The organism is Pseudooceanicola antarcticus (assembly GCF_900215355.1).
Classification (GTDB): domain Bacteria; phylum Pseudomonadota; class Alphaproteobacteria; order Rhodobacterales; family Rhodobacteraceae; genus Pseudooceanicola; species Pseudooceanicola antarcticus.
The window spans coordinates 358,561-381,618 of sequence record NZ_OBEA01000001.1 but is presented as its reverse complement, the minus strand read 5'-3'; the positions used below and the strand labels follow the sequence as shown (position 1 = coordinate 381,618).

Annotated in this window: 25 protein-coding genes and 1 riboswitch; of the genes, 15 read left to right on the top strand and 10 right to left on the bottom strand. The window is 66.8% G+C overall.

All coding sequences use genetic code 11. From position 1 onward, the window contains the following. Position 1 precedes the first annotated feature (1 nt). The gene (locus CRO50_RS01910; protein WP_097144176.1) at positions 2-940 is read left to right on the top strand and encodes a formate/nitrite transporter family protein; all 939 of its coding nucleotides are present in this window, start codon (positions 2-4) and stop codon (positions 938-940) included. Between the two features lie 32 nt (positions 941-972). Here the strand turns inward: CRO50_RS01910 and CRO50_RS01905 are convergent, their stop codons facing one another. Beyond that, complete coding sequence (locus CRO50_RS01905) at positions 973-1,839, bottom strand: branched-chain amino acid aminotransferase (RefSeq protein WP_097144175.1); 867 nt, start codon at positions 1,837-1,839, stop codon at positions 973-975. 240 nt (positions 1,840-2,079) lie between these two features. Here CRO50_RS01905 and CRO50_RS01900 point away from each other — a divergent pair, with 240 nt between their 5' ends. From CRO50_RS01900 to CRO50_RS01890, 3 genes are all read left to right on the top strand, one after another. Beyond that, positions 2,080-2,577: a MarR family winged helix-turn-helix transcriptional regulator gene (locus tag CRO50_RS01900; RefSeq protein ID WP_097144681.1), complete on the top strand. Its 498-nt coding sequence runs from the start codon at positions 2,080-2,082 to the stop codon at positions 2,575-2,577. After that, on the top strand, positions 2,574-3,287 hold the full coding sequence (locus tag CRO50_RS01895) for a response regulator (protein WP_097144174.1): 714 nt from the start codon (positions 2,574-2,576) through the stop codon (positions 3,285-3,287). The genes CRO50_RS01900 and CRO50_RS01895 overlap by 4 nt, the downstream gene beginning before the upstream one ends. Before the next feature lie 105 nt (positions 3,288-3,392). After that, positions 3,393-4,319 carry a histone deacetylase family protein gene (locus tag CRO50_RS01890; protein WP_097144173.1) on the top strand — a complete coding sequence of 309 codons (927 nt, stop codon included), beginning with the start codon at positions 3,393-3,395 and terminating at the stop codon, positions 4,317-4,319. Here the strand turns inward: CRO50_RS01890 and CRO50_RS01885 are convergent. Beyond that, entirely contained in the window at positions 4,316-5,284 is a 969-nt protein-coding gene (locus tag CRO50_RS01885) for a phosphotransferase (protein ID WP_097144172.1), read from the bottom strand. The genes CRO50_RS01890 and CRO50_RS01885 overlap by 4 nt on opposite strands. 132 nt (positions 5,285-5,416) lie before the next feature. Here CRO50_RS01885 and CRO50_RS01880 point away from each other — a divergent pair, with 132 nt between their 5' ends. Genes CRO50_RS01880 through CRO50_RS20345 form a run of 4 tightly spaced genes read left to right on the top strand, consistent with a single transcriptional unit; the run spans position 5,417 to position 9,444 of the window. Beyond that, positions 5,417-5,659, top strand: coding sequence for an exodeoxyribonuclease VII small subunit (locus CRO50_RS01880; RefSeq protein WP_097144171.1), 243 nt, complete (start codon positions 5,417-5,419; stop codon positions 5,657-5,659). 2 nt (positions 5,660-5,661) lie between these two features. Further along, complete coding sequence (locus tag CRO50_RS01875; protein WP_097144170.1) at positions 5,662-6,522, top strand: polyprenyl synthetase family protein; 861 nt, start codon at positions 5,662-5,664, stop codon at positions 6,520-6,522. Between the two features lie 40 nt (positions 6,523-6,562). Further along, positions 6,563-8,488: a 1-deoxy-D-xylulose-5-phosphate synthase gene (dxs, locus tag CRO50_RS01870; RefSeq protein WP_097144169.1), complete on the top strand. Its 1,926-nt coding sequence runs from the start codon at positions 6,563-6,565 to the stop codon at positions 8,486-8,488. A gap of 23 nt (positions 8,489-8,511) precedes the next feature. Further along, complete coding sequence (locus tag CRO50_RS20345; protein WP_097144168.1) at positions 8,512-9,444, top strand: restriction endonuclease; 933 nt, start codon at positions 8,512-8,514, stop codon at positions 9,442-9,444. Here the strand turns inward: CRO50_RS20345 and CRO50_RS01860 are convergent, their stop codons facing one another. Together CRO50_RS01860 and CRO50_RS01855 are read right to left on the bottom strand one after the other, a co-directional pair. Further along, positions 9,445-10,065: an exopolysaccharide biosynthesis protein gene (locus CRO50_RS01860; protein ID WP_097144167.1), complete on the bottom strand. Its 621-nt coding sequence runs from the start codon at positions 10,063-10,065 to the stop codon at positions 9,445-9,447. 51 nt (positions 10,066-10,116) lie between these two features. Further along, complete coding sequence (locus CRO50_RS01855; RefSeq protein ID WP_097144166.1) at positions 10,117-10,983, bottom strand: SDR family oxidoreductase; 867 nt, start codon at positions 10,981-10,983, stop codon at positions 10,117-10,119. Between the two features lie 141 nt (positions 10,984-11,124). On the opposite strand from CRO50_RS01855, the gene CRO50_RS01850 reads away from it, so the two are divergent. After that, entirely contained in the window at positions 11,125-12,591 is a 1,467-nt protein-coding gene (locus tag CRO50_RS01850) for an AMP nucleosidase (protein WP_097144680.1), read from the top strand. Positions 12,592-12,734: 143 nt separating this feature from the next. Then, positions 12,735-13,022, top strand: a complete 288-nt coding sequence (locus CRO50_RS01845) for an HU family DNA-binding protein (protein ID WP_010141693.1) — start codon at positions 12,735-12,737, stop codon at positions 13,020-13,022. A 241-nt stretch (positions 13,023-13,263) separates the two neighbouring features. On the opposite strand, the gene CRO50_RS01840 is transcribed toward CRO50_RS01845, so the two are convergent. The 3 genes from CRO50_RS01840 to CRO50_RS01830 are packed head-to-tail and all read right to left on the bottom strand — an operon-like array spanning position 13,264 to position 16,402. Then, complete coding sequence (locus CRO50_RS01840; protein ID WP_097144165.1) at positions 13,264-14,307, bottom strand: HlyD family secretion protein; 1,044 nt, start codon at positions 14,305-14,307, stop codon at positions 13,264-13,266. Positions 14,308-14,316: 9 nt separating this feature from the next. Further along, the gene (locus CRO50_RS01835) at positions 14,317-15,948 is read right to left on the bottom strand and encodes an MFS transporter (RefSeq protein ID WP_097144164.1); all 1,632 of its coding nucleotides are present in this window, start codon (positions 15,946-15,948) and stop codon (positions 14,317-14,319) included. Next, positions 15,941-16,402: a MarR family winged helix-turn-helix transcriptional regulator gene (locus CRO50_RS01830; RefSeq protein WP_097144163.1), complete on the bottom strand. Its 462-nt coding sequence runs from the start codon at positions 16,400-16,402 to the stop codon at positions 15,941-15,943. Before CRO50_RS01830 ends, CRO50_RS01835 begins: the two co-directional genes overlap by 8 nt. Before the next feature lie 272 nt (positions 16,403-16,674). On the opposite strand from CRO50_RS01830, the gene CRO50_RS01825 reads away from it, so the two are divergent. From CRO50_RS01825 to CRO50_RS01810, 4 genes are all read left to right on the top strand, one after another. Continuing rightward, positions 16,675-17,574 carry a DMT family transporter gene (locus CRO50_RS01825; RefSeq protein WP_097144162.1) on the top strand — a complete coding sequence of 300 codons (900 nt, stop codon included), beginning with the start codon at positions 16,675-16,677 and terminating at the stop codon, positions 17,572-17,574. Between the two features lies 1 nt (position 17,575). Then, positions 17,576-17,929 carry a cupin domain-containing protein gene (locus tag CRO50_RS01820; protein WP_097144161.1) on the top strand — a complete coding sequence of 118 codons (354 nt, stop codon included), beginning with the start codon at positions 17,576-17,578 and terminating at the stop codon, positions 17,927-17,929. Between the two features lie 71 nt (positions 17,930-18,000). After that, entirely contained in the window at positions 18,001-18,714 is a 714-nt protein-coding gene (locus tag CRO50_RS01815) for a cytochrome c biogenesis CcdA family protein (protein WP_097144160.1), read from the top strand. Between the two features lie 13 nt (positions 18,715-18,727). Continuing rightward, entirely contained in the window at positions 18,728-19,150 is a 423-nt protein-coding gene (locus tag CRO50_RS01810; RefSeq protein WP_097144159.1) for a thioredoxin family protein, read from the top strand. Here the strand turns inward: CRO50_RS01810 and CRO50_RS01805 are convergent. The 3 genes from CRO50_RS01805 to aroC all read right to left on the bottom strand — a co-directional run bounded on the left by CRO50_RS01805 (position 19,128) and on the right by aroC (position 21,811). Continuing rightward, positions 19,128-19,439 (bottom strand): hypothetical protein, encoded by a 312-nt coding sequence (locus CRO50_RS01805; protein WP_143516837.1) that lies wholly within the window; start codon positions 19,437-19,439, stop codon positions 19,128-19,130. The genes CRO50_RS01810 and CRO50_RS01805 overlap by 23 nt on opposite strands. 272 nt (positions 19,440-19,711) lie before the next feature. Next, positions 19,712-20,659, bottom strand: coding sequence for an AEC family transporter (locus CRO50_RS01800; RefSeq protein ID WP_097144157.1), 948 nt, complete (start codon positions 20,657-20,659; stop codon positions 19,712-19,714). Continuing rightward, on the bottom strand, positions 20,660-21,811 hold the full coding sequence (gene aroC, locus CRO50_RS01795) for a chorismate synthase (RefSeq protein ID WP_097144156.1): 1,152 nt from the start codon (positions 21,809-21,811) through the stop codon (positions 20,660-20,662). Positions 21,812-22,017: 206 nt separating this feature from the next. Here aroC and CRO50_RS01790 point away from each other — a divergent pair, with 206 nt between their 5' ends. Next, complete coding sequence (locus CRO50_RS01790) at positions 22,018-22,905, top strand: glycosyl transferase family 90 (RefSeq protein ID WP_232617778.1); 888 nt, start codon at positions 22,018-22,020, stop codon at positions 22,903-22,905. Positions 22,906-22,946: 41 nt separating this feature from the next. Next, positions 22,947-23,046, top strand: a riboswitch (TPP riboswitch). Positions 23,047-23,058 lie beyond the last annotated feature (12 nt).

Below are 23,058 nucleotides of genomic sequence, written 5' to 3'. Positions count from 1 at the left end.
CGTGACCGATCTTTCCGACGACCGAGACTCCGGCCACCTGGCCCCGCAATCGGACGCCGCCGATGTCGAGGAGCTCGAGCCGCATCTGCCCTCGACCGCCGCCGCCGTCCACGAGGTGATCCGCCGCGCCGGCGAGAAGGAGATGGACCGCGACGGCATGGCGCTGATGTGGTCCGCCATCGCGGGCGGCATCACCATGGCGACCTCCTTCATGGCGCGCGGCCTGCTGCATGCGCATCTGCCCGAGACTGAGGTCGGCTTTCTCTTCGAGGCCATGGGCTACACGGTCGGCTTCATCTTCGTCATCTGTGCCGGGCAGCAGCTGTTCACCGAGAATACCGTCACCCCGGTGCTGCCGCTGATGTCCCAGCCGCGCCTGTCCAAGCTGTGGCGGGTGCTGCGGCTCTGGGGCATCGTGCTGGCGGGCAATACCATCGGCGGTGCGGTGGCCGCGGCGGTTTTCGCCTGGATGCCGCTCTTCGATGCCGAGACCTCGGAAAGCTTCGCGCAGATCGGGCTGCACCTGATCGGCAAGCCCGCGGGCGAGATGTTCGCCGGCGGCATCGTCTCGGGCTGGCTGATCGCCACGCTGGTCTGGGCCATGGCGGCGGCGCCGCAGGCCCGGTTGCCGCTGATCTTCCTCGCCACCTGGATCATCTCGCTAGGGGACTTCCCCCACGTTGTCGCCGGCACGGTCGAGGTGCTCTACCTCGTCTTCCTCGGCAACGAGGGGCTGGTCGCCGTGCTGGGCGAGTTCTGGCTGCCGACGCTGGCGGGCAATGTCATCGGCGGCACGCTGATCTTCGCCCTTGTCGCCCATGCCCAGGTACGGGCCGATGTCGAGGCGCATCCGTCGGATCACGGCGGGAGCGGAGCGGGCAAGATGGGCGATGGAGGGATGGGAAAGGCAAAAGGGGCCCCGCCGCGCGGAGCCCCCTGAATCGCAAGTGTTGAAGCGCAAGCGCTGACGGATCAGGCGCGGACCAGCTTCTCGTAGGTCTCGACCATATCCTTGGCCATGGCGCCCACCTCGAATGTGTAATCGCCGATCTGGCCCACCGGGGTCACCTCGGCGGCGGTGCCGGTCAGCCAGCACTGCTCGAAGCCTTCCATCTCTTCGGGCATGATGTGGCGTTCGTGCACCGTGATGCCCTTCTGCTTCAGCAGGTCGATCACCGTGCGACGGGTGATGCCGTTCAGGAAGCAGTCGGCCAGCGGAGTATGCACCTCGCCATCCTTGACGAAGAAGATATTGGCGCCGGTCGCCTCGGCAACGTAGCCGCGGTAATCCATGAACAGCGCGTCAGAGCAGCCCTTGGACTCGGCCGCGTGCTTGGACATGGTGCAGATCATGTAGAGACCGGCGGCCTTGGCATGCACGGGGATCGTCTCGGGCGAGGGGCGCTTCCACTTGGCGATATCCAGCTTGGCGCCCTTCATCTTGGCGTCGCCGTAGTAGTTGCCCCACTCCCAGCCGGCGATGGCCAGGCGGACCGGGTTGCGCCGTGCGCTGACACCCATGTCTTCACCGGCACCGCGCCAGGCAACCGCGCGCACATAGGCGTCGGTCCAGCCGTTGGCTTCCAGCATGGCGTATTTGGCCGCCTCGATCTCTTCCACGGAATAGGGGATCTCGAAGTCCAGCATCTGGGCCGATTTCTTCAGCCGTTCGGAATGCTCCACCCCCTTGAAGATCTTGCCGTTGTAGCAGCGCTCACCTTCGAAGACGGAGGAGGCATAATGCAGCGCATGGGTCAGCAGGTGTACATTGGCGTCGCGCCAGTCCACCAGTTTGCCGTCCATCCAGATCTTGCCGTCGCGGTCGTCATATGCAGACATCGCAACCTCCTGACATCAAAATTTTCATATGTTGCGCCGAAATGGTCCGAAGCGGGCATAATATTTCGTCTCAACGGGGGTTTGGTAACTTTTGATTCTTGGAATGTCAACAAGCCTGACTTATTCTCGGACCACCCGAGGCGGAGGCTTGGCTAAATCGGGCCGAGCGCCTATCGTCCCGAGGCCACACAAGGAACCAGCAACAGGGCCAGCCATAAGGCCAGCAAGATGGGAGGCACCATGTCTGAGGTCCAGGTCGGAGACTCGCTCCTTTTCCTGACGGATGAACAACTTCGTCAGGGCATAGAGGCGATGTTCTTTGCCTATCGCGGTTTCACTGTCGCGCCCGATCAGATCCTCGAAGGCACCGGCTATGGCCGGGCTCACCACCGGGCGCTGCACTTCATCGCCCGTGCGCCGGGGATGAACGTGAACCGGCTGCTGATGATCCTCGGCGTGACCAAGCAGAGCCTCAATCGGGTGCTGCGGACCCTGATCGCCGACGGGCTGGTGGAAAGCCGAGTCGGCCGGGCCGACAAGCGCGAACGGCATCTCTACCTGACCGAAGAGGGTGCGGCGCTGGAACAGAAGCTGTCGGATGCGCAGCGCAAGTGGATGCGCGACGCCTACCGCAAGGCCGGCCCCGAGGCGGTCGCCGGCTTCCGCCAGGTACTGGAAGCGCTGATGGACGGCGAGATCCGCCAGTCCCATGCCGCCCTGCGAGAGAACACCCCGTGAGCGACCCGGACCCGCATCTGCTGATCGTCGATGATGACGAACGCATCCGCGATCTGCTGGCGCGGTTCCTCAAGCGGCAGGGCTTCCTGATCACCACCGCCCGCGACGCCGTTCATGCCCGCCGCCTGCTGGCCGGGCTGGAGTTCGACCTGATCGTGCTGGACGTGATGATGCCGGGCGAGGACGGGATCAGCCTGACCGAAAGCCTGCGCGAAGAGATCCGCACCCCGATCCTGCTGCTCACCGCCCGTGGCGAATCCGAGGACCGCATCCGTGGCTTCGAGGCAGGCGCCGATGACTACCTCGTCAAACCCTTCGAGCCGCGCGAGCTGGCCCTGCGCATCAACGCCATCCTGCGCCGGGTGCCCGACAGCCCCGCCACCCGCGCCCTGCCCAAGGTGCTGCACCTGGGCGAGGTGCGCTACGATGTCGACCGGGCAGAGCTCTGGGCCGGTGACACCCCCGTGCGCCTGACCGCCACCGAGGTGCAGCTGATGCGGGTCTTCTCGGCCCATCCGGGCGAACCCCTGTCGCGTCAGCAGCTGGTCGAAGAGCTGGGCCGTGGCGCCAGCGCCGACCAGCCCGGTGCGCAGGAACGGGCCGTGGATGTGCAGATCACCCGCCTGCGCCGCAAGATCGAGGCCGATCCGAAGCAGCCCCGCTACCTGCAGACCATTCGCGGCGCGGGCTACATGCTGGCCCCCGATTGACCGCTCCTGATTGACAGGACCTCCGTTCCGCCTTTCAGCTTGCCCCAAGTATGCCCGCCGGAGGCGCAGCTTTCTGCCGGGCCTGACATCTGACGGAAAGCCCCCATGACCACCGCGCTCTATACCCATCCCGACTGCCTCTCCCATGTCACCCCCGAAGGACATCCGGAGCAGGTGGCGCGTTTGCGTCACGTGCTGGCGGCGCTGGAGGGCAAGGCGCTGGACCGCCATGAGGCCCCCCTGGCCGAAGAAGCCGACCTGCGTCTCTGCCATCCGCAGCGCTATATCGACCACGTGCGCAGCTCGGAGCCCGCAGAGGGCATCACCCAGATGGACCCCGATACCTGGATGTCGCCGGGCTCGATGCGGGCGGCGCTGCGGGCCGCCGGCGGGGCGATTGCCGCCGTGGACGCGGTGCTCGACGGGCGCGCGGACAATGCCTTCGTCGCCACCCGTCCGCCGGGACACCACGCCGAGACGGAAAGCCCGATGGGCTTCTGCCTCTTCGGCAATGTCGCCATCGCGGCGAAACATGCGCTGGAGCGGCGTGGCCTGAAGCGCGTGGCGATCTTCGACCCGGATGTGCACCACGGCAACGGCACCCAGGACCTGGTGCAATCGGACGGCCGTATCCTGTTCATCTCGACCCATCAGCAGCCGCTCTATCCCGGCACCGGCAACCGTGACGAATACGGCCCCCACGACACGATCCGCAACATCCCGCTGCCGCCCGAAACCGATGGCGAGACCTATCGGATGATCGTCACCCAGCAGGTGCTGCCCAAGATCGAGAGCTTCGCGCCAGAGTTGATCCTGCTGTCCTCGGGCTTCGATGCCCACAAGGACGACCCGCTCGCCTCGGTGAACCTGGAAACACAGGATTTCGCCTGGCTGACCGACCAGATGACCGCGCTGGCGGCGAAGGTCTGCGGCGGGCGGCTCGTGTCCTGCCTGGAGGGGGGCTACAACCTCGAAGCCCTGGCCGAGGCCGCGGCGGTACATGTCGACGGGCTGATTGCCGCCGGGGCCTAGTCCTTCATCAGGGCGCGCATGTCCTCGAACAGGGCCTCCGTCATCTCCTGGGTCAGGCGGATGCGGCGGCCGGGCATCTGGGGATGCTCGACCCGCGACAGGACCTCGTGGCAGATGAAGAAAGGCAGGTCAGTGGCAAGCTCCTGATCCGTCAGGGAAAAGGCCTGCGCAAAGGCCTGGAGGCCGCCCGCGTCCACCCCGTAGCGCATCTGGCCCGACGGCAGCATGCCGCGTCGCGCCCCATGCACCAGGTAGCGGGCGATATCGCGGCAAAGCGGCGCGCGGGTCGAGGCGCCGAGGTCGATGCCCCAGCACAGGCCCGCGCCGTCCAGCATCAGGTTGTTGGGGTGGAAATCCCCGTGACCAAGCGCCGTGCGCCAGGTCTCCTGCCCGCGCATGCGCCGCGACAGGGCGTGGAACTTCTGCGCCACGCGGGTCTCGATCCCGCGCAGGGCCTCATGGGGCTGCTGCTCCAGCCCCTTGTCGGCCCACTTGCGCCAGGGTCCCCGGTTCACCGGGCTTGTCTCCAGCGTGGGCGCCGCATGGGCGGCCAGCCAGCCCGCGCCAAGCGCCTGCAGGGCGGGGCGTTCGCCGGCTTCGGCCTGCCACATGGCCTGCAGCAGCGGCTGCCCCTCGATCCGGGCCACGGCGGTCAGCTCTCCGCCCTCCAGCAGGGCCAGCGGCTCGGGCACCCGGAAGGCGCCCTGGCCCATGTAGCCATGCACGCGGGTCTGCTCGGCGAAGCCCGAGGCGAAGGCGCGCGCCTGCTCTGGGTCCAGCGCCAGGTGAAAGACCACCTCCGCGCCCTGCCAGCTGCCCGCGAAGACGGCGCGGCGACCGGGCACCAGGTGCAGGATCTCGCCCGCCTCGCCGCCGCGGGCCGCAAGCACGGCCGCCAGCCGCCGGGCGGCCTGGGCGGCGGCTTCGGGGTGCAATTCGGCGGCATTTTCCAGCAGGGCGTTCATTCCTCCATGTTGCGCCCCGTCGCCGGGCAAGGTCAACGCGCCAGAAGCTCAATTGAACCGCCCTCGCGCCGGGGCTATGGTGCGCGCAAACGCCCCGATCGTCCTGCCTGACTGCCACGAAGGAGCCCTCAGATGTCCGATACCCCGATCGCCGAAATGTCCTTTGAGGCTGCCATGAAAGAGCTGGAAGGCGTCGTCGGCCAGCTCGAGCGCGGCGATGTCGAGCTCGAGGCCTCGATCAAGCTCTACGAGCGCGGCGCGCTGCTGAAGAAACATTGCGAGAAGAAGCTGGCCGAGGCCGAAGAGAAGGTTGCGGCGATCACCCTGGATGGCGACGGCAACCCCAGCGGTCTGAAGCCGGTCGAGGGGCTCTGATCTTGTTCAAGACGGCGCTGGCCGGGACGGCAGAGACCGTCACCGCGCATCTGGAAAAGGTACTCTCGGGCTACGAGGGAGAGCTGGGCGCGGCCATGCGCTATGCCTGTGGCGGCGGCAAGCGGCTCCGCGCCTTCCTGGTGCTGGAAAGCGCCCGGCTGCATGGCGTGGCCGAGGCGCCCGCGCTGGATGCGGCGGCGGCCATCGAGGCGCTGCATGCCTATTCCCTGGTACATGACGACATGCCCTGCATGGATGACGATGACTTGCGCCGCGGGTTGCCCACCGTCCACGTGAAGTGGGACGAGGCCATGGCCGTGCTGACCGGCGACGCGCTGCAATCGCTGGCCTTCGAGCTGGTCGCGGGCCTCGACCTGCCCGCCGAGCGCCGCCTGGCGCTGATGCAGGGCCTGGCGCGCGCGGGCGGCGGCCAGGGCATGGTGCTGGGGCAGGTGCAGGATATCGCCGCCGAAAGCGCCTCTGTCCCGCTGACGCTGGATCAGATCACCCGCTTGCAGGCACTGAAGACCGGCGCGCTCTTTGACTGGTCGGCCACGGCGGGTGCCGTGATGGCCGGGGCGGACCCCGCGCCGCTCTCGACCTATGCCAGCGCCTTCGGCCTGGCCTTCCAGATTGCCGATGACATCCTGGACGTCGAAGGCGACGAGGCCGCCACCGGCAAGCGCGTCGGCAAGGACGAGGCGGCCGGAAAGGCCACTTTCGTCTCGCTGATGGGGCTGGAGCCCGCCCGCAGCGAGGCGGGGCGACTTGTCTCCTTGGCCTGTGACGCCCTTGCCCCATATGGTGAGGCAGCAGAAAACTTGCGGCAAGCCGCCCGCTTCGTTATCTCGCGCCAAAGCTGATCTGCCCCGGATCGCCCCCAGCCCCGAAGAGCCATAGCCCATGACCTCCAGACCCGAGACCCCGTTGCTTGACCGTATCGTCACCCCGGCGGACATGAAGGGCCTTTCGGATGCCGAGCTCGTGCGTCTCGCCCACGAGCTGCGGGCCGAGACCATCGCCGCGGTGTCCGAAACCGGCGGCCACCTGGGCGCAGGCCTGGGCGTGATCGAGCTGACCGTGGCGCTGCATGCGATCTTCGAGGCGCCGCGCGACAAGATCATCTGGGACGTCAGCCACCAGAGCTATCCGCACAAGATCCTGACCGGGCGCCGTGACCGTATCCGCACGCTGCGCCAGAAAGGCGGGCTGTCGGGCTTCACCAAGCGTTCGGAAAGCCCCTACGACCCCTTCGGCGCGGCCCATAGCTCGACCTCGATTTCCGCCGCCCTGGGCTTTGCCGTGGCGCGCGACCTGGGCGGCCAGCTGCCCGAGGGGCTGGGAGATGCGATCGCGGTGATCGGCGATGGCGCCATGTCGGCGGGCATGGCCTTCGAGGCGATGAACAACGCGGGCCACCTGGGCAAGCGGATGATCGTCATCCTGAACGACAACGAGATGTCCATCGCGCCGCCCGTGGGCGCTTTGTCCAATTACCTGTCCCGCCTCTACGCGGGCGACCCGTTCCAGAGCTTCAAGGAAGCTGCCAAGGGCGCGGTCTCGCTGCTGCCGCCGCCCTTCCAGGAAGGCGCCAAGCGGGCCAAGGAAATGCTGAAGGGCATGGCCGTCGGCGGCACGCTGTTTGAAGAGCTGGGTTTCTCCTACCTCGGTCCGCTGGACGGCCACGACATGGGCCAGCTGCTGCCGGTGCTGCGCACCGTGCAGGCGCGCGCCACCGGGCCGGTGCTGATCCACGTGGTGACGAAGAAGGGCAAGGGCTATGCCCCAGCCGAGCGCGCCTCGGACAAGGGCCACGCCACCGCCAAGTTCGACGTGCCCTCGGGCAAGCAGAAGAAGGCGCCGTCTAACGCGCCCAGCTACACCTCGGTCTTCGGGGACGAGCTGGTGCGTCTGGCCGCCGAGGACAGCCGCGTCTGCGCCGTCACCGCCGCCATGCCCGATGGCACAGGCCTGCAGCTGATGGCCGAGCGCTACCCCTCGCGCACCTTCGACGTGGGCATCGCCGAGCAGCACGGGGTGACCTTCGCCGCGGCGCTGGCCGCAGGCGGGCTGCGGCCCTTCTGCGCGATGTATTCGACCTTCCTGCAGCGCGGCTACGACCAGGTGGTGCATGACGTGGCGATCCAGCGCCTTCCCGTGCGCTTCGCCATCGACCGCGCCGGCCTGGTGGGCGCCGATGGCGCCACCCATGCGGGCAGCTTCGACGTGGCCTTCATGGCCAACCTGCCCGGCATGGTCGTCATGGCCGCCGCCGACGAGGCCGAGCTGAAGCACATGGTCGCCACCGCCGCCGCCCATGACGAGGGTCCCATCGCCTTCCGTTACCCGCGCGGCGAGGGCGTGGGCGTCGAGATGCCCGAGAAGGGCGTGCCGCTGGAGATCGGCAAGGGCCGGATGATCCAGGAGGGCGGGCGCGTGGCGCTGCTGACCTTCGGTGCCCGCCTGAAAGAGGTCCAGGACGCCGCCGAGGCGCTTTCAGCGCGCGGCATCACCCCCACCGTCGCCGACGCCCGTTTCGCCAAGCCGCTGGACCGTGAGATGATCCTGCAGCTTGCCGCCGACCACGAAGCCCTGATCACCATCGAGGAAGGCGCCATCGGCGGCTTCGGCAGCCACGTGGCGCAGCTGCTGGCCGACGAGGGTGTCTTCGACAAGGGTCTGAAATTCCGCTCGATGGTGCTGCCCGATACCTTCATCGACCAGTCCAGCCCGGCGGACATGTACGCCACCGCAGGCCTCAACGCCGAGGACATCGAAGCCAAGGCGCTGGACGTGCTGGGCGTGGAACGGCTGGGGAAGAGGGCCTGACGCCAGATCGCATCGGAGACGCCATGCCTGTTCCAGACTACCAGACCTTGATGAGACCGGTATTGGAAGCTCTCTCAGATGGGAATGCGCATCGCGTCCGGGATATTCTTCCGTCTTTGATAGAACGTTATGATCTGACACCCGATGAGGTCGAGGAGCTGCTTCCCAGTGGCACCCAAACCGTCTTGGCAAACAGAGCTCATTGGGCGCGGACTTATCTTTCCAAGGCTGGACTGGTGCAGTCTTCGAGGCGCGGTTTTCATGAGATTACCGATCTGGGACGCAAACTTCTCAGGTCGCACTCCGGTCCAATAGGGAATGCCACACTCGCTCAATTCGAGACCTTCGAGGAATGGAGGGTGCCTGACCGGGATAGTACGCAACCGGGTGCCGTGGGCGACACGGCGAAAACGCCAGCGCAAGCTACCAGTCTTCCTCCGGAAGAGGCCCTGGAGGCGGCGGCGGCAGAACTCTTTTCGGCGCTTGAAAGCGACCTGTTGGAAGCTGTGCTTGGCATGGACCCCACGCGCTTCGAGCAGCTTATTGTCGACCTGCTTCTCGCCATGGGGTACGGCGACGGAAAGCGTCAGATGGCAGAGCGGTTAGGCAAGTCCAGTGACGGCGGTATTGACGGTGTGGTCAACGAAGACCCTCTTGGGTTGGATGCGGTCTACATTCAGGCCAAGCGATACGATCCCAAGAATACCGTTGGAAGTCCCGCAATCCGCGAATTTATCGGCAGCCTTGTTGGCGTCAGCGCGACCAAGGGCGTGTTCGTCACCACCTCCAGCTTCTCGCGCGAGGCGATTGCCTTCCTTGATCGGGTTCAGCAGCGCGTTGTCCTGATCGACGGACGCAGGCTTGCGGAACTTATGATCCGCCATGGGGTCGGAGTCCGTTCCCGGCAGACCTATGTGGTCAAGGGTGTCGACGAAGACTACTTTGGCGACGCCTGATCAGCCCCCTCCTGCGCCGCCTGTCAGCAGCCACAGCACCAACCCGCTCGACAGCGCCACCTGGGTGTAGCCCAGCAGGGTAAACAGACCGTCTCGGGTCAGCAGGCCGATGGCGAAGAGAGAGATGGCCACGGCGAAGATCGAGGTGACCATGGGCAGGATCTCGAGCGCCGGGATCACCAGGCAGATGCCCAGGATGACCAGCAGGGTCACCACGTTGGCCGGGCGCGAGACCAGCACGGTCAGTCGCGTGTGGGTGCGCCGGTCGACCCAGCCACAGGGTTTGCGCAGCCAGGAGATCGCCTTCTGCAACTTGCCTTCCGAGACCTCGCGCCGTTGCAGCACCTGGGGCAGCCAGACATGGTTGCGGCCCAGCAGTTTCTGGATGGTGATCAGGAAGATCAGCGCGGCGCCAAGGGTCGGCAGACCGAAGATCCCCGACAGCGGCGAGATCAGGATCAGCGCCGGCACCAGGATGATCGGCGCGAAGGCGCGGGTGCCAACTTCGTCCACGACGTCTCCGATGGAGACCTTTCCGTCATGGGCCGCACCCTCGAGCTTGTCGAGGATATCGCCCAGGCTGCGCAGGCGCGGTTCGGCGGCCTGTTGCGTTTCGCTCATGTGTCGGACCACCTGTTCCATTCAGGCACAACGCCTGCGCGGCGCGCTGGTTCACCGGGATCGGTCATTTTCCTGCTCCAGCATGGCGCCAAGGCTGTCGCGATAGGTCGGGTAGAGCAGTTTGACACCCAGCTCCCGCTTGATGCGGTCGTTCCGTACCCGCTTGCTTTCGGCGTAGAAACTGCGGGCCATGGGGGTCATCTCGGCGGTCTCGAAGGGCTCTTCGGGGGGCAGGGGCTTGCCCAGAAGCTCGCAGGCATGGGCAATGACCTCCTGCGGCGGGGCCGGGTCGTCGTCGCAGAGGTTGTAGGCCGCGCCGGGGTTGGGCCGCGCGATGGAGGCCGCCAGGACCTGGGCGATGTCATCGACATGGATGCGCGAGAAGACCTGGCCTTCCTTGATGATCCGCCGCGCCTTGCCGGAACGGACCTTGGACAGGGCCCCGCGACCGGGGCCGTAGATGCCGGCCAGGCGGAAGATATGCAGCGGCAGGCCGGGGATGGACTGCCAGGCGGCCTCGGCCTCGACCCGCCACTTGCCGCGCCGGGTGGAGGGGGTCAGCGGGGTGTCCTCGTCGACCCAGCCGCCGCCGTGATCGCCGTAGACGCCGGTGGTCGAAAGGTAGCCCACCCAGTCGTAGCGGGCGGCATTGGCGGCGATACGGTCGCGCCAGAGACGCAGCACCGGGTCCCCCTCGGCATCGGGACCGGCCGAGATCAGCAGGTGACTGGCGCTGTCGATCAGGGGCCCGAGGTCCTCTCCCGGCATCAGGTGGGGCGTCACGCCTGCGGCAGAGAGCGCCTCGGCCTTGTCGTCGGAGCGGGTCGTGCCGTGGATCTGCCAGCCCTCGGGCAGCAGCAGGCGGGTGAGGGCGCGGGCGGAATAGCCATGCCCGAAGGAGAGCAGGATCTTGGTCATGCACCACAGATGCGGTCTTCGCGCCGATCTGGCAAGCCTGCGCCTGCGTGACATCTTCATGACCGCTCCTGCCAGAGGGTGCCTCGGGTCTTGCACCCGTCTTCGATGCGCATCAGAAAGGGCAGAAAGGAGTCATCCATGATGGACCAGATCCTGACGCCGACCTCCGGCCCGTCCGAGCGTTTCTCTGATGCGGAGGCCGCCGTCGACAGGCTCGCCCAACTTTACGACGAGGCGGCCGAGTTCCTGCGCGACCATTTCCTGAAGGCCATGGCCGATGGCCGCCGCCCCGAGGGCCGCATCCGCGCCTTCTACCCGGAAGTCCGCCTGACCACCCAGAGCTTCGCCCAGATCGACTCGCGTCTGAGCTTCGGCCATGTCTCGATGCCCGGCGTCTATGCGGCGACGATCACCCGGCCCGACCTCTTCCGCAACTACCTGCTGCAGCAGATCGGCCAGCTGATCGAGAACTACCGCACCCATGTCGAGATCGGCTATTCCGACACGCCGATGCCGGTGCATTTCGCGGTGGCCAATGCCGGGATCACCGTGCCGCAGGAAGGTGCCGCCAAGTTCATCCTGCGCGATGTCTTCGACGTGCCGGACCTGACCACCACCAACGACGATATCGTCAATGGCGTCTATGAGCCGGGCCCCGATGGCGCCGGCCCCCTGGCCCCCTTCACCGCGCAGCGGGTGGATTACTCGCTGGCGCGTCTGTCGCATTACACCGCGACCGATGCCGAGCATTTCCAGAACCACGTGTTGTTCACCAACTACCAGTTCTACGTCAGCGAATTCGAGGCCTATGCCCGCAAGATGCTGGCCGATCCCGACAGCGGCTATACCTCCTTCGTCTCGACCGGCAATGTCGAGATCTCGGGTCCTGACGAGGCGATTCCGCCGACCACCAAGATGCCGCAGATGCCCAGCTACCACCTGAAGCGCCCCGGCGGCGGGGGGATCACGCTGGTCAACATCGGGGTGGGCCCGTCGAACGCCAAGACCGCGACCGACCATATCGCGGTGCTGCGTCCCCATGCCTGGATCATGGTCGGCCATTGCGCCGGCCTGAGGAATAGCCAGAACCTGGGCGATTTCGTCCTGGCCCATGCCTACCTGCGCGAGGACAAGGTGCTGGACGACGACCTGCCCGTCTGGGTGCCGATCCCGGCCCTGGCCGAGATCCAGGTGGCCCTGGAAGAGGCGGTCGAGAAAGAGACCCAGCTGGAAGGTTACGACCTGAAGCGGATCATGCGGACCGGCACCGTGGCGACGCTCGACAATCGGAACTGGGAGTTGCGCGACCAGCGCGGCCCGGTGCAGCGGCTGTCGCAATCCCGCGCCGTGGCGCTGGACATGGAAAGCGCCACCATCGCCGCCAACGGTTTCCGCTTCCGGGTGCCCTATGGCACGCTGCTTTGCATCTCGGACAAGCCGCTGCATGGCGAGCTGAAACTGCCGGGCATGGCGTCGGATTTCTACAAGACCCAGGTCAGCCGTCACCTGATGATCGGCATCCGCGCCATGGAATCCCTGCGCGACATGCCCCTTGAACGTATGCACAGCCGCAAGTTGCGCAGCTTCGATGAAACCGCCTTCCTCTGATTGAAACTGACCAAATGGTCGGAAAGGTCACGCAGGGTCAGAAAAGGCAAGAAAACTTACTCTATTTATTGTGCCTTTCCGCTACATCCGGTTATATGCGGCGCACGAGGCCCAAGACATCGGGCAGCAAAAGGAGACCTTGAATGGCAAAGCCGATGACGAAGACCCAGCTCGTGGCCGCACTGGCCGAGGAAATGGGCGAAGACAAGAAGACCGCCTCCGCCGCGCTGGATGCCGTGGTGGCTGTCATTACCAAGGAAGTGTCCGAAGGTGGCGCTGTGACCCTGCCCGGCGTTGGCAAGATCTATTGCCGCGAGCGCCCCGAGCGCATGGTCCGCAACCCGGCCACTGGCCAGCAGATCAAGAAAGAAGCCGACAAGGTCGTGAAAATGACCATCGCGAAAGCGCTGAAAGACAGCGTCAACGCGTGATCGGTTCCGTTCCGGCCTAAGCCAGGAACAGTGATCGAAGGCTGCCCTTGGGCAGCCTTTTTTCTTTTTGATCAGATGGTTGGTATTTGGGCCTTTGGGCCTCGGGCGTTGTGCCCATGCCGAGGCCGGGTTGGGGGCTCTGCCCCCCGGCGCTTCTGCGAAGCCCCTCCCCCCGCAGTATTTTCAGCCATCGGATGGGGGCAGGGGGCGGTGCCCGGCGTCACCGCCCCTCCCAGCTCGGTCAGCCTGCCGAGGTCCGTTCGATCTCGACCACGACCGAGAGGCCGGGAACCAGTTTCTCGAGGTCGGGCTGGCCGGGGTCGATCGAGATCCTGACCGGCACCCGCTGCGCCACCTTGGTGAAGTTGCCGGTGGCGTTCGAGGCCGCGAGGACCGAGAACTCGGAGCCGGTCGCGGGCGAGAAACGCTCGACCGCGCCGTGGAAGGTCTCGTGCCCCAAGGCGTCGACGGTGAAGCTGACGCGCTGGCCCGGCAGTATTCCGCCGACCTGGGTTTCGCGCAGGTTGGCGATGACCCAGGTCTGCGGCGCCACGTGGGACATCAGGGTGCTGCCGGCGGTGACGAACTGGCCTACCCGCACCGAGACCTGGCCCAGCCTGCCGCTTTCGGGCGCCCGCACCACCGCGTTGCCGAGGTCGATCCGGGCCAGCTCGAGAGAGGCCTCCGCCGAGGCGACCGAGGCCGCGAGCGCGCTGCTTTGCAGCCGGGCGCCGGCGACGCTTTCCTCTGCCACGGCGATGGCGCTATGGGCCTGGTCGACGGCGGCCTGGGCCTGTTTCAGCGAGAGCTCCGCCTGGTCGAAGGCGCTGGCCGAGACGACCTCGTGCTCTTTCAGCCGGGCGTAGCGATCCCAGGAGCTTTGCGCCACGGCCAGCTGTGCCTCGGCCGAGGCAAGGGCCGCGCGGCGGGCGGTGACGGTGGCTTCGGCCGAGCGGATCGCCTGGGCGTTGCCCTGCAGGCTGGCGCGGGCGCTGTCCAGCGCGGCGGTGGCCTTGGCCACGGCTTCTTTCAGCTTGCGGTCATCGAGACGGACCAGGACGTCTCCGGCCTCGACCTGCTGGAAGTCCTGCACGGCGACCTCGGTGACATGGCCCGAGAGCTGCGGCGCGATGGCGGTGACCTGGCCCCGGATATAGGCGTTCTCGGTCCGGGCGACATGGCTGTCGAAGGGCGGCAGCTGCCAGGCGTAAAGGACAAAGCCCAGCCCGGCGCAGCCGAGCAGCAGGATGACCAGGGCGTGTTTCGATTTCTTCAGGAGGGACATGGGGGGACCTCAGGCTTGAGCGGGCGCTTCGGCGCCCGTGGCACGGCTGCGGATCAGCCAGGCCAGGTGGATGAGAAGGAGGAGAAGCGCTGCCGTCGCCACGGCGCCGAGCAGCAGGAAGGCATCGTTGTAGGCCAGCACCGTGGCCTGGGACGTCAGCTCGGAACCGATGAGCTGCACCGCACCGGCCTGCATCGCGCCGGCATCGGTGGTCTGGGTCGAGAGCCCGCGGCTCAGCCCCGCGATCAGCTGGGTGACGGCGGGATCACCGGCCAGCAGCTGCTCTTTCAGGGCGGCCCCGTGGTGCGAGGCGCGCAGGCGGATGAAGCTGCGGAAGAGGCCCGAGCCGATGATGCCGCCAAGGCTTTGCGTCGACAGGAAGACGATGATGAAGCTCAGCAGGTATTGCGGCCCCTTCTGCAGCGCCAGCATCAGGCCGATGGCCATGGCCGAGGGCAGGAAGATGGCGCCGGCGAAGGCGATCATGCCCTGGCTGAGGTAGAGATCGGCGGGGCGGGTCAGCACCGTCGACTGGCTGTCGAGGAAGGCGCCCGTGGCGATCAGCGCCAGGGCCAGCGCATGGATCAGCGGCACGGTCTTCGGGCCGATGGCCAGCGCGCAGGCGACACCGCCGGCAAGGCTGGCCGCGACGATCACCGCGAAGAGGCCGCGCAGCTGCCAGGCGCCCATGCCGAGGGACTGGAACAGCCCCGGCGCGCCCGTGCTCTGTTCCGACAGCACGATACGGAAGAGCAGAAGCACCGCCGTCAGATGCAGGATCTGCGGCGAGGCCAGCCAGCGGATGTCGAGCAGCGGCGCTTCGCGGCCGAGCTCGATCACCGCGGCCAGGGTCAGCACCGCCAGCGACCCGGCCAGCACCAGGCCCAGCCAGGGGGTCTGGGCCCACCAATGCACCGTGCCCCAGGCGAAAACCGCCGTGATGCCGGCAAAGCCTGCGGCGATCAGCGCATAGGACAGCAGGTCCTTGCCCGAGATCACCTTCTCGCGCGGCTGGTGGCCCAGGGGCAGGTAGAGGATGAAGGGCAGCGCCAGCAGGATCATCCCCAAGTCGAAGAACTTCAGCGCCTGCCAGCCGCCGAGCTCCCACAGTGGCGGAGAGATCACACGCGCCAGGCTACTGCCCAGCATGATCAGCGTCAGCGCGCCGCAGAGACCGACCGAAAGCTTGGCCTTCGTCGGCAGGGTTTCCAGCATGTAGAGGAAGGCGAGGCTCGACAGCGGCGCGGCGGCGATACCGGCCAGCAGTTCCATGGCGATGGCCGATTGCAGGTCCGAGATGAAGAAACCAAGCAGCGCGGTGACCACATAGGCCAGGATGCCGACCTCGGCGAAGCGGCGCAGGCCGTATTGGGTGCGGATCTTGATCAGCAGGACCGGCAGCGAGGCGCGCGGCGCCATGTAGGCGACGGTCAGCCATATGGCCTGGGTCTGGGTGGCGCCGATCTCTCCGGCGATCTGGCCGGAATTGGCCAGCAGGAAACCTTGGCCCAGTGACTGGCTGATGGCGATCAGCGCTCCGGCGAAGAGGAAGGCGGCGATCCGCAGCGGCGGGTGCTGCACCTCGGCCTCGCCCATGCCGGGCGCGGCGGAGGGGGATGCCGGCGGTGTTGTCTCAGCCATTGTCCCGGCCCTTTGCCCTGGAGAGCCGGTCGAGGTTGGCAAAGATCTTGTCCAGCGTCGCCTCGGCGGCATCGAGCTCTGCCTCGGGGATGCCCGCCACCAGCGCATCGCGCAGACCGGCAGAGAAGGCGGTCAGCTCATCGGCCTCGGCGCGGGCGCTCTCGGTCAGCACCACCCGGCGGATACGCTTGTCGGCCTTGTCGGCAAGGCGGGCGACGTAGCCGTCGCGCTCCAGCCCGTCGAGGGTACGATTCAGGGTCGGGGTCTCGATCATCAGGCGCTCGGCCAGCTCGGTTTGGCTGAGGCCCTCCTGGTTGCGGATCACCAGCAGCGCTTCCATCCGCGCGTAGGAGATCCCGCGCTGGCGGGCCAGGGCGTCATAGCACTTGCGCATTGCACGGCTGAGCCGGGTGCTTGTCAGGGTGATCGAATGCGGCATCTTGGGCTGGGTCATGGCGGGTGCCTTGATTTGATTAGCAGGCTAATGGTTAGCAGTCTAATTAAATGCATGTGCTGATCATTCAAGTAATTTCCGTCCGGGGCCGCTGTTGAGCATGCGTCCGGTAAGATTCCCAAGGTGCTGAAATAAATGAGAAAAGTCTGCGGCTGTGCGAAATTGACATGACGGCTCTGCCGCGACTGCATGGCAGCTGCCCGGCCAGAGGGGTTCCCCCGTCGCCGTGATCTGGCATATCCCGGAGGCCAGTTTGAAGACAGGAGCGGCAGATGGACATTCGCGCGATCATCATGGGCATCACCTTCGTGCTGATGTGGTCCAGCGCCTTCACCTCGGCCCGGATCATCGTCGAGCACGCCCCGCCGCTGCTCTCGCTTTCGGCGCGTTTCCTGATCTCGGGCGTCATCGCCATGGGCCTGGCCTGGGCGCTTGGCCAGAAGCTGCGCCTGACCCGTGGCCAGTGGAAGGCAACGCTGATCTTCGGGGTCTGCCAGAACGCGCTCTACCTCGGTCTCTTCTTCGTCGCCATGCAGTGGATCGAAGCCTCGCTGGCCTCGATCATCGCCTCGACCATGCCGCTGATGGTCGGCCTCTTCGGCTGGCTGGTGCTGGGCGAGAAGCTGCGGCCCATGGCCGTCGGGGGCCTTGTCCTGGGTGTCATCGGGGCCGGGCTGATCATGGGCACGCGGCTGTCGGGCGGCGCGGATCTGCTGGGCGTGGCGATCTGCGTGCTGGGCACGGCGGCGCTTTCCGTGGCCACGCTTTCGGCGCGCGGGGCCTCGTCCGGGGGCAATGTGCTGATGGTCGTCGGGCTGCAGATGCTGGTCGGCGCGGCCTGCCTTGGCGTGGTCTCGCCCTTCGTCGAGACCTGGGCGGTCAGCTGGGACCTGTCGCTGGTGCTGGCCTTCTCCTACACGGTGCTGATCCCCGGCGTGGCCGCGACCTTCCTGTGGTTCGTCCTCGTCGGTCGCATCGGCGCGGTGAAGGCGGCGACCTTCCACTTCCTCAACCCCTTCTTCGGCGTGCTTGTCGCCGCCGTGGTGCTGGGCGAAAAGGTGGGGCCGCTGGACATCCTGGGCGTCGCGATCGTTGCGGCGGGGATCCTGGCGGTGCAATTGTCCAAGCAGCCCGCGGTGGTTGCCGCGCCGCTCAAGACCGCAGGAGAATGACATGACCGACGCCGTGAACCTTGCCCGGAAACTCTCGCTCTTCGATGAGCACTGGTCGCCGCGCGGCGTTGCCAGCTTCAACGGCCATGACGTGATGGTGGTGAAGGTGCAGGGGGAATTCACCTGGCATTCCCACGCCGACACCGATGACTTCTTCCTCGTCCTGAAGGGAGAGATCGAGATCCGCATGCGCGACCGCACCGTCACCCTGCGCGAAGGCGAGATGTTCGTGGTGCCCAAGGGCGTCGAACATTGCCCCTTCGCCCGCGAAGAGGCGCATCTGCTGCTGATCGAGCCCGCCGGCACGCCGAACACCGGCAACCCCGAAACCGCAGCGGTGCGGCAGTCAGTCTGAAACATTTGCCGCCGGATTCTCACGCAGAGTTCGGATGACAGTGAGGGGCATTGGGCGGCAATTTACCGCCCATGGAGATCGTCTTCGCATATCTCGCCGGGCTGCTGACCCTGATCAACCCCTGCGTCCTGCCGGTGCTGCCCATCGTGCTGGGCTCGGCCCTTCAGGCCAGCCCCCGTGGCCCGCTGGCGCTGGCGGCGGGGATGAGCCTGTCCTTCGTCAGCCTCGGGCTGCTGGTCTCGGGCTTCGGCTATGCGCTTGGCATCGACGAGGTGCTGGTCGGACAGATCGGCGCGTCGCTGATGATCGCCTTCGGCGCGGTGCTGCTGGTGCCGCGCTTCAGCCATGCCTTTGCCTCGGCCACCGGCGGGATCGCCGCAGGTGCCGATCAGCGTATCACCCGCATCGAGGCGACGGGCGCGCGGGGCCAGTTCCTGGGCGGCCTGCTTCTGGGCGCGGTCTGGAGCCCCTGCGTGGGGCCCACCCTGGGCGGAGCGATCTCGCTTGCGGCCTCGGGCGAGAGCCTGATGCGCGCGGGCGTGATCATGCTGGGCTTCGCCGCCGGGGTCTCGACCCTGATCCTGGGGCTGGGCTATGGCGCGCGGGGTCTTCTGGCGCGGCATCGCGCGGGCCTGCAGCGCTTTGCCCAGACGGCGCGGCCCCTGCTGGGGGTGCTCTTCATCGCCGTCGGCCTCGCCATCCTGTTCCGACTTCATCACCTGGCCGAGGCCTGGGCGCTGCGCGTCCTGCCGCCCTGGTTTCTCGACCTGTCCGTAGCTTTCTGAGGGAGGTGTTCCCATGAACCGCCGTCACTTCATCACCACCGCCAGCGCGATCGCCCTGGCCCCCACGGGCCTGCTGGCCGCCGGCACTGCGCCGCTGGACTACGAGCCCGGCGTCCTCGACCGTCACCTTGGTGCCGGAGAGGTCGTCTTCCTCGACTTCAAGGCCAGCTGGTGTACCACCTGCGCCGCCCAGGAGCGCGTGCTGGACAAGCTCAAGGCCGAGAACCCGTCCTATGAAGAGAACATCACCTTCATCAACGTCGACTGGGATACCTACGGCCGCTCGCAACTGGTGAGCCGCATGCGCATCCCGCGTCGCTCGACCCTGGTGGTGCTGAAAGGCGACGACGAGCTGGGCCGCCTGGTCGCGGATACCCGCGAAGCCAAGATCCGCGAGCTGATGGATATCGCGCTCAGGGCCTCGATGGACGCCTGAGCTCGGGTGCCCGAGAGGGGGGCGTGGCCTGGAGAATGGCGCTGAGGTGGAGGAATTCGGCCGGCACGGGGCCTGGGGCGCGATCGGCCAGCCGGTCGCCCTCGGGCCATGCCGGGCGCGGCGTGCCGGGCTCCAGCAGCAGGCTTTGCGAGGCCCGGACCAGTCCGGTGCCGCCAGCGGGCGGCGCGCCGAACCAGCCAGAGCTGAGCCCGACGATCCCTGCCATCAGCGCCACGGCCATCAGGCCCATGCCAAGCGGCTGGTCCCCCTCGGGGGTCAGGTCGGCCATGAGGCCCGCGCGCTCCCGCCCGCGCGGCGGGCCTTCGGCCCCGGTCTCTTGCCTCGGACCTGTCCCGCCGGCATTCCATCCGGTCGAATGCGCCATATGCATGATCTCCCTCCTGGCGGGCCGCGGCCCGCGAACCCGGGGGGCCGCCACATCCGGCCCCCGATCCCGCAGCCGCGCCAGGCGCGGCCCTGATCCGCAGATGCTGGGAGCATAGTCTTAACATAAGGCAAACGGCGCCCCGAGCAGGGCGCCGGCGGGACCATGGGACGGGGTCAGACCAGCAGGGCCAGCAGCACCGTCAGGGTCACGAAGGCCAGCGCGGTCGAGATGGTGACGGCCAGCGCCGCCGCACCTTCATGGCCCGAGCCCTGGGCGATGATCGGGAAGATCCCGAAGACCGGCATCGCCGTCGACAGGATCAGCGCCGGGTAGAGGTTGCCCGGCGGCAGCGGCAGCGCCAGCAGCCCGGCGATGGTCAGCAGCAGGAAGGCCACCGTCGGATGCAGCAGCAGCTTGCAGGCCGAGATGAAGCCGGCCAGCCCCAGGTTGCCCTTCAGCGAGAGCCCGTAGAGAGAGCCTCCGATGAAGAAGAGCGCCAGCGGCGAGGCGGCGCGGGCCAGGAGCTCCAGCAGGTTGACGAGCCCGGTGGGCAGCGGCACCGCCAGGATCGACAGCACGGTGCCGAAGAGGATCGCGAGGATGAAGGGCCGCTTCAGCACCGACAGGGCGATGCTTCCGATCCGGCGCAGCGGCGAGAACCCATGGGTCTGCGACGAGGCCGAGGCGATCATGGTCAGGCCCACGGGCTGCAGCATGAAGCTCTCGACCAGCATGTTCATCGCCAGGATCGAGGCGGCCTCTTCGGGGAAGACGAACTGCATGATGGCGAAGGACAGGAAGGCCGAGTTCGGCGTGGCCGAACCCATGGTGCCGATGGCCCGTCGTCCGGGACCGACGCCACGCAGGCGCAGCAGGGTCCAGGTGATCAGCTGGGTGCAGATCGCCGCCAGTGTCAGCAGGATCAGGAAGGAGGGATCGACCAGGGACGAGAAGCTGCGCGAGGCGGTGGCGTGGAACAACAGGGCGGGCAGGGCGACGAGCATGACGAACTTGCCCAGCACCCCGATGTCACCGGCGTTGAAGACCTTCAGCCCGCAAAGCCCATAGCCAAGCGCTATGAGCCCGAAAATCGGCAACGTAATGGTGAGAATGGTCAGCATCTAGCCAAGGGGGCCCTCGTCCTGACCTCCCTGGTTGCCTCCCTCTTGCGGGCCGATCTTGCCGCCCGCGTCGCCGATCTGGCCGCGATGCAGCAGCAGGTGATCAAGGATCACGCAGGCCATCATCGCTTCGCCCACGGGCACCGCGCGGATGCCGACGCAGGGGTCGTGACGGCCCTTGGTGATGATCTCGGTCTCTTCGCCGGTCTTGGTGATCGTCTTGCGCGAGCGCAGGATCGAGCTGGTCGGCTTCACGGCGAAACGCACCACGATTTCCTGCCCGGTCGAGATCCCGCCAAGGATGCCGCCCGCGTGGTTCGAGGAATAGACCGGCTGGCCATCCTCGCCCATGTAGATCTCGTCGGCGTTCTCTTCGCCGGTCAGGGTGGCGGCGGCCATGCCCTCGCCGATCTCGACGGCCTTCACGGCGTTGATCGACATCATCGCGGCGGCCAGGTCGGTATCCAGCTTGCCGTAGACCGGGGCGCCAAGGCCCGCGGGCACGCCACGCGCCACGATCTCGACCACGGCGCCGACGGAATTGCCGCTCTTGCGCAAGCCATCCAGGTAGTCGGCCCAGGTCTGGGCGGCGCCTGCATCGGGGCACCAGAAGGGGTTTTCCTCGATCTGGGCGGCGTCGAAGGCGGCGCGGTCGATGCCATGGGGGCCGACCTGGGTCATGTAGCCCTTGATCTCGACCGAGGGGGCGAGGCGGCCCAGCACGGCACGGGCCAGGCCCCCGGCGGCGACACGGGCCGCGGTTTCGCGCGCCGAAGAGCGCCCGCCGCCGCGGTAGTCGCGGATGCCGTATTTCTGGAAATAGGTGATATCGGCGTGACCGGGGCGGAACTTCTCGGCGATATCGCCATAGTCCTTCGACCGCTGGTCGGTGTTGCGGATCATCAGCTGGATCGGCGTCCCGGTGGAGCGCCCCTCGAAGGTGCCCGAGAGGATCTCGACCTGGTCCGGCTCACGCCGCTGGGTGGTGTACTTGGACTGACCGGGCTTGCGCCGGTCCAGCCAGAACTGCAGCAGCTCCGGGTCCACCGCGATGCCCGGAGGCACGCCATCCACCGTGGCGCCAAGCGCCGGCCCGTGGCTTTCGCCCCAGGTGGTGACGCGGAAGAGATGACCGAAGGAATTGAGAGACATTGGCGGCTCCGGGAAAACTTGCCCCCCGGTTACCCGATCCCGGCAGGGCGCGCAATTGCGGGCCGGGGCAAGCTGTGCATGATGGTCCTCTTGGACACCCATCGGAGTGAAAGAGATTGGATCTATCGAGGCCCGGCTATTTCTCGGCGGCGCTCTGGCGAAAGAGTCTGCCAGTCGCAAGTTTTACCCGCAAGCTAGACGCGTTGTTGCCCGAGAGCCTCGATACGCTGCCCGAGGCGCTGCGCCAAAGGATCGACTGGTGCTGCAAGCTGGACGCCGGGAGGGCTCTGCCTTCGACGCGTCTGGGCGATATGAAGATGGAGAAGCGCCAGGAGTTCTACTTCCTGGACCTGATGCGACATGCGAAAGGTTTCGGCTGGGATATGCGGCTGGACTGGCGCTTTGGCGACGTGACGGAGGTGCCCGAAGTTCCGGCGCTGCTGAAGAGTCGCCCGATCGGGGAAGACAACGCCAACTCCGTCGTGATGCCGCTGGACTACCTGCGCCATTTCAAGTTCCCCGATGATCCGGTGCCCCTGGCCGAGAAGCGGCCCTTGGCCGTCTTTCGTGGCCGCCTGGGGTCGGTCCAGGCCCAGCCGGCCCGATACGCCGCTGTCATGCAGCTGCACGACCATCCACGACATGACGTCGGGCAGGTGAACACGCGCGAGGATCTGCCGCCAGCAAAGGGCTGGATGACGATCCCTGATCAGCTGCGCTACCGATATATCCTGGCGCCCGAGGGCAATGATGTCGCCACCAGTCTGAAGTGGATCATGAACTCCAACTCCATCGCGGTCACTCCACCGCTGGAGTACGAGACCTGGTTCATGGAAGGCCGCCTTGTGCCGGGGGAACACTTCATCGGCGTCAAACCGGACTATTCCGACCTGGACGAGAAGATAGACTGGGCCGAAAGCCATCCTGAAGAGGCCGCCCGCATCAATCGCAACGCGAAGGCCTGGTGCGCGCAGTTCCATGATCGTCAGACGGAGAACCTGGTCGCTGCGCTGGTACTGCAGAAGTACATCGAGGCGACCGGAGGCCTCGCCCACAGTCGCATTCAGCGGAACCTGTTCTTTCCTGCCGGCTGAACTGCCCCGCCTTGAAACCCCGCCCGCAGCGCTCTAGGGTCCGCCGTACCTCGGGGTGCCCTGTCGGGCTGAGATGCGTCATGCGAACCCGTTGAACCTGATCCGGTTAATACCGGCGGAGGGATGGTCAGACAGCAAGGGCGCACCCGGCGC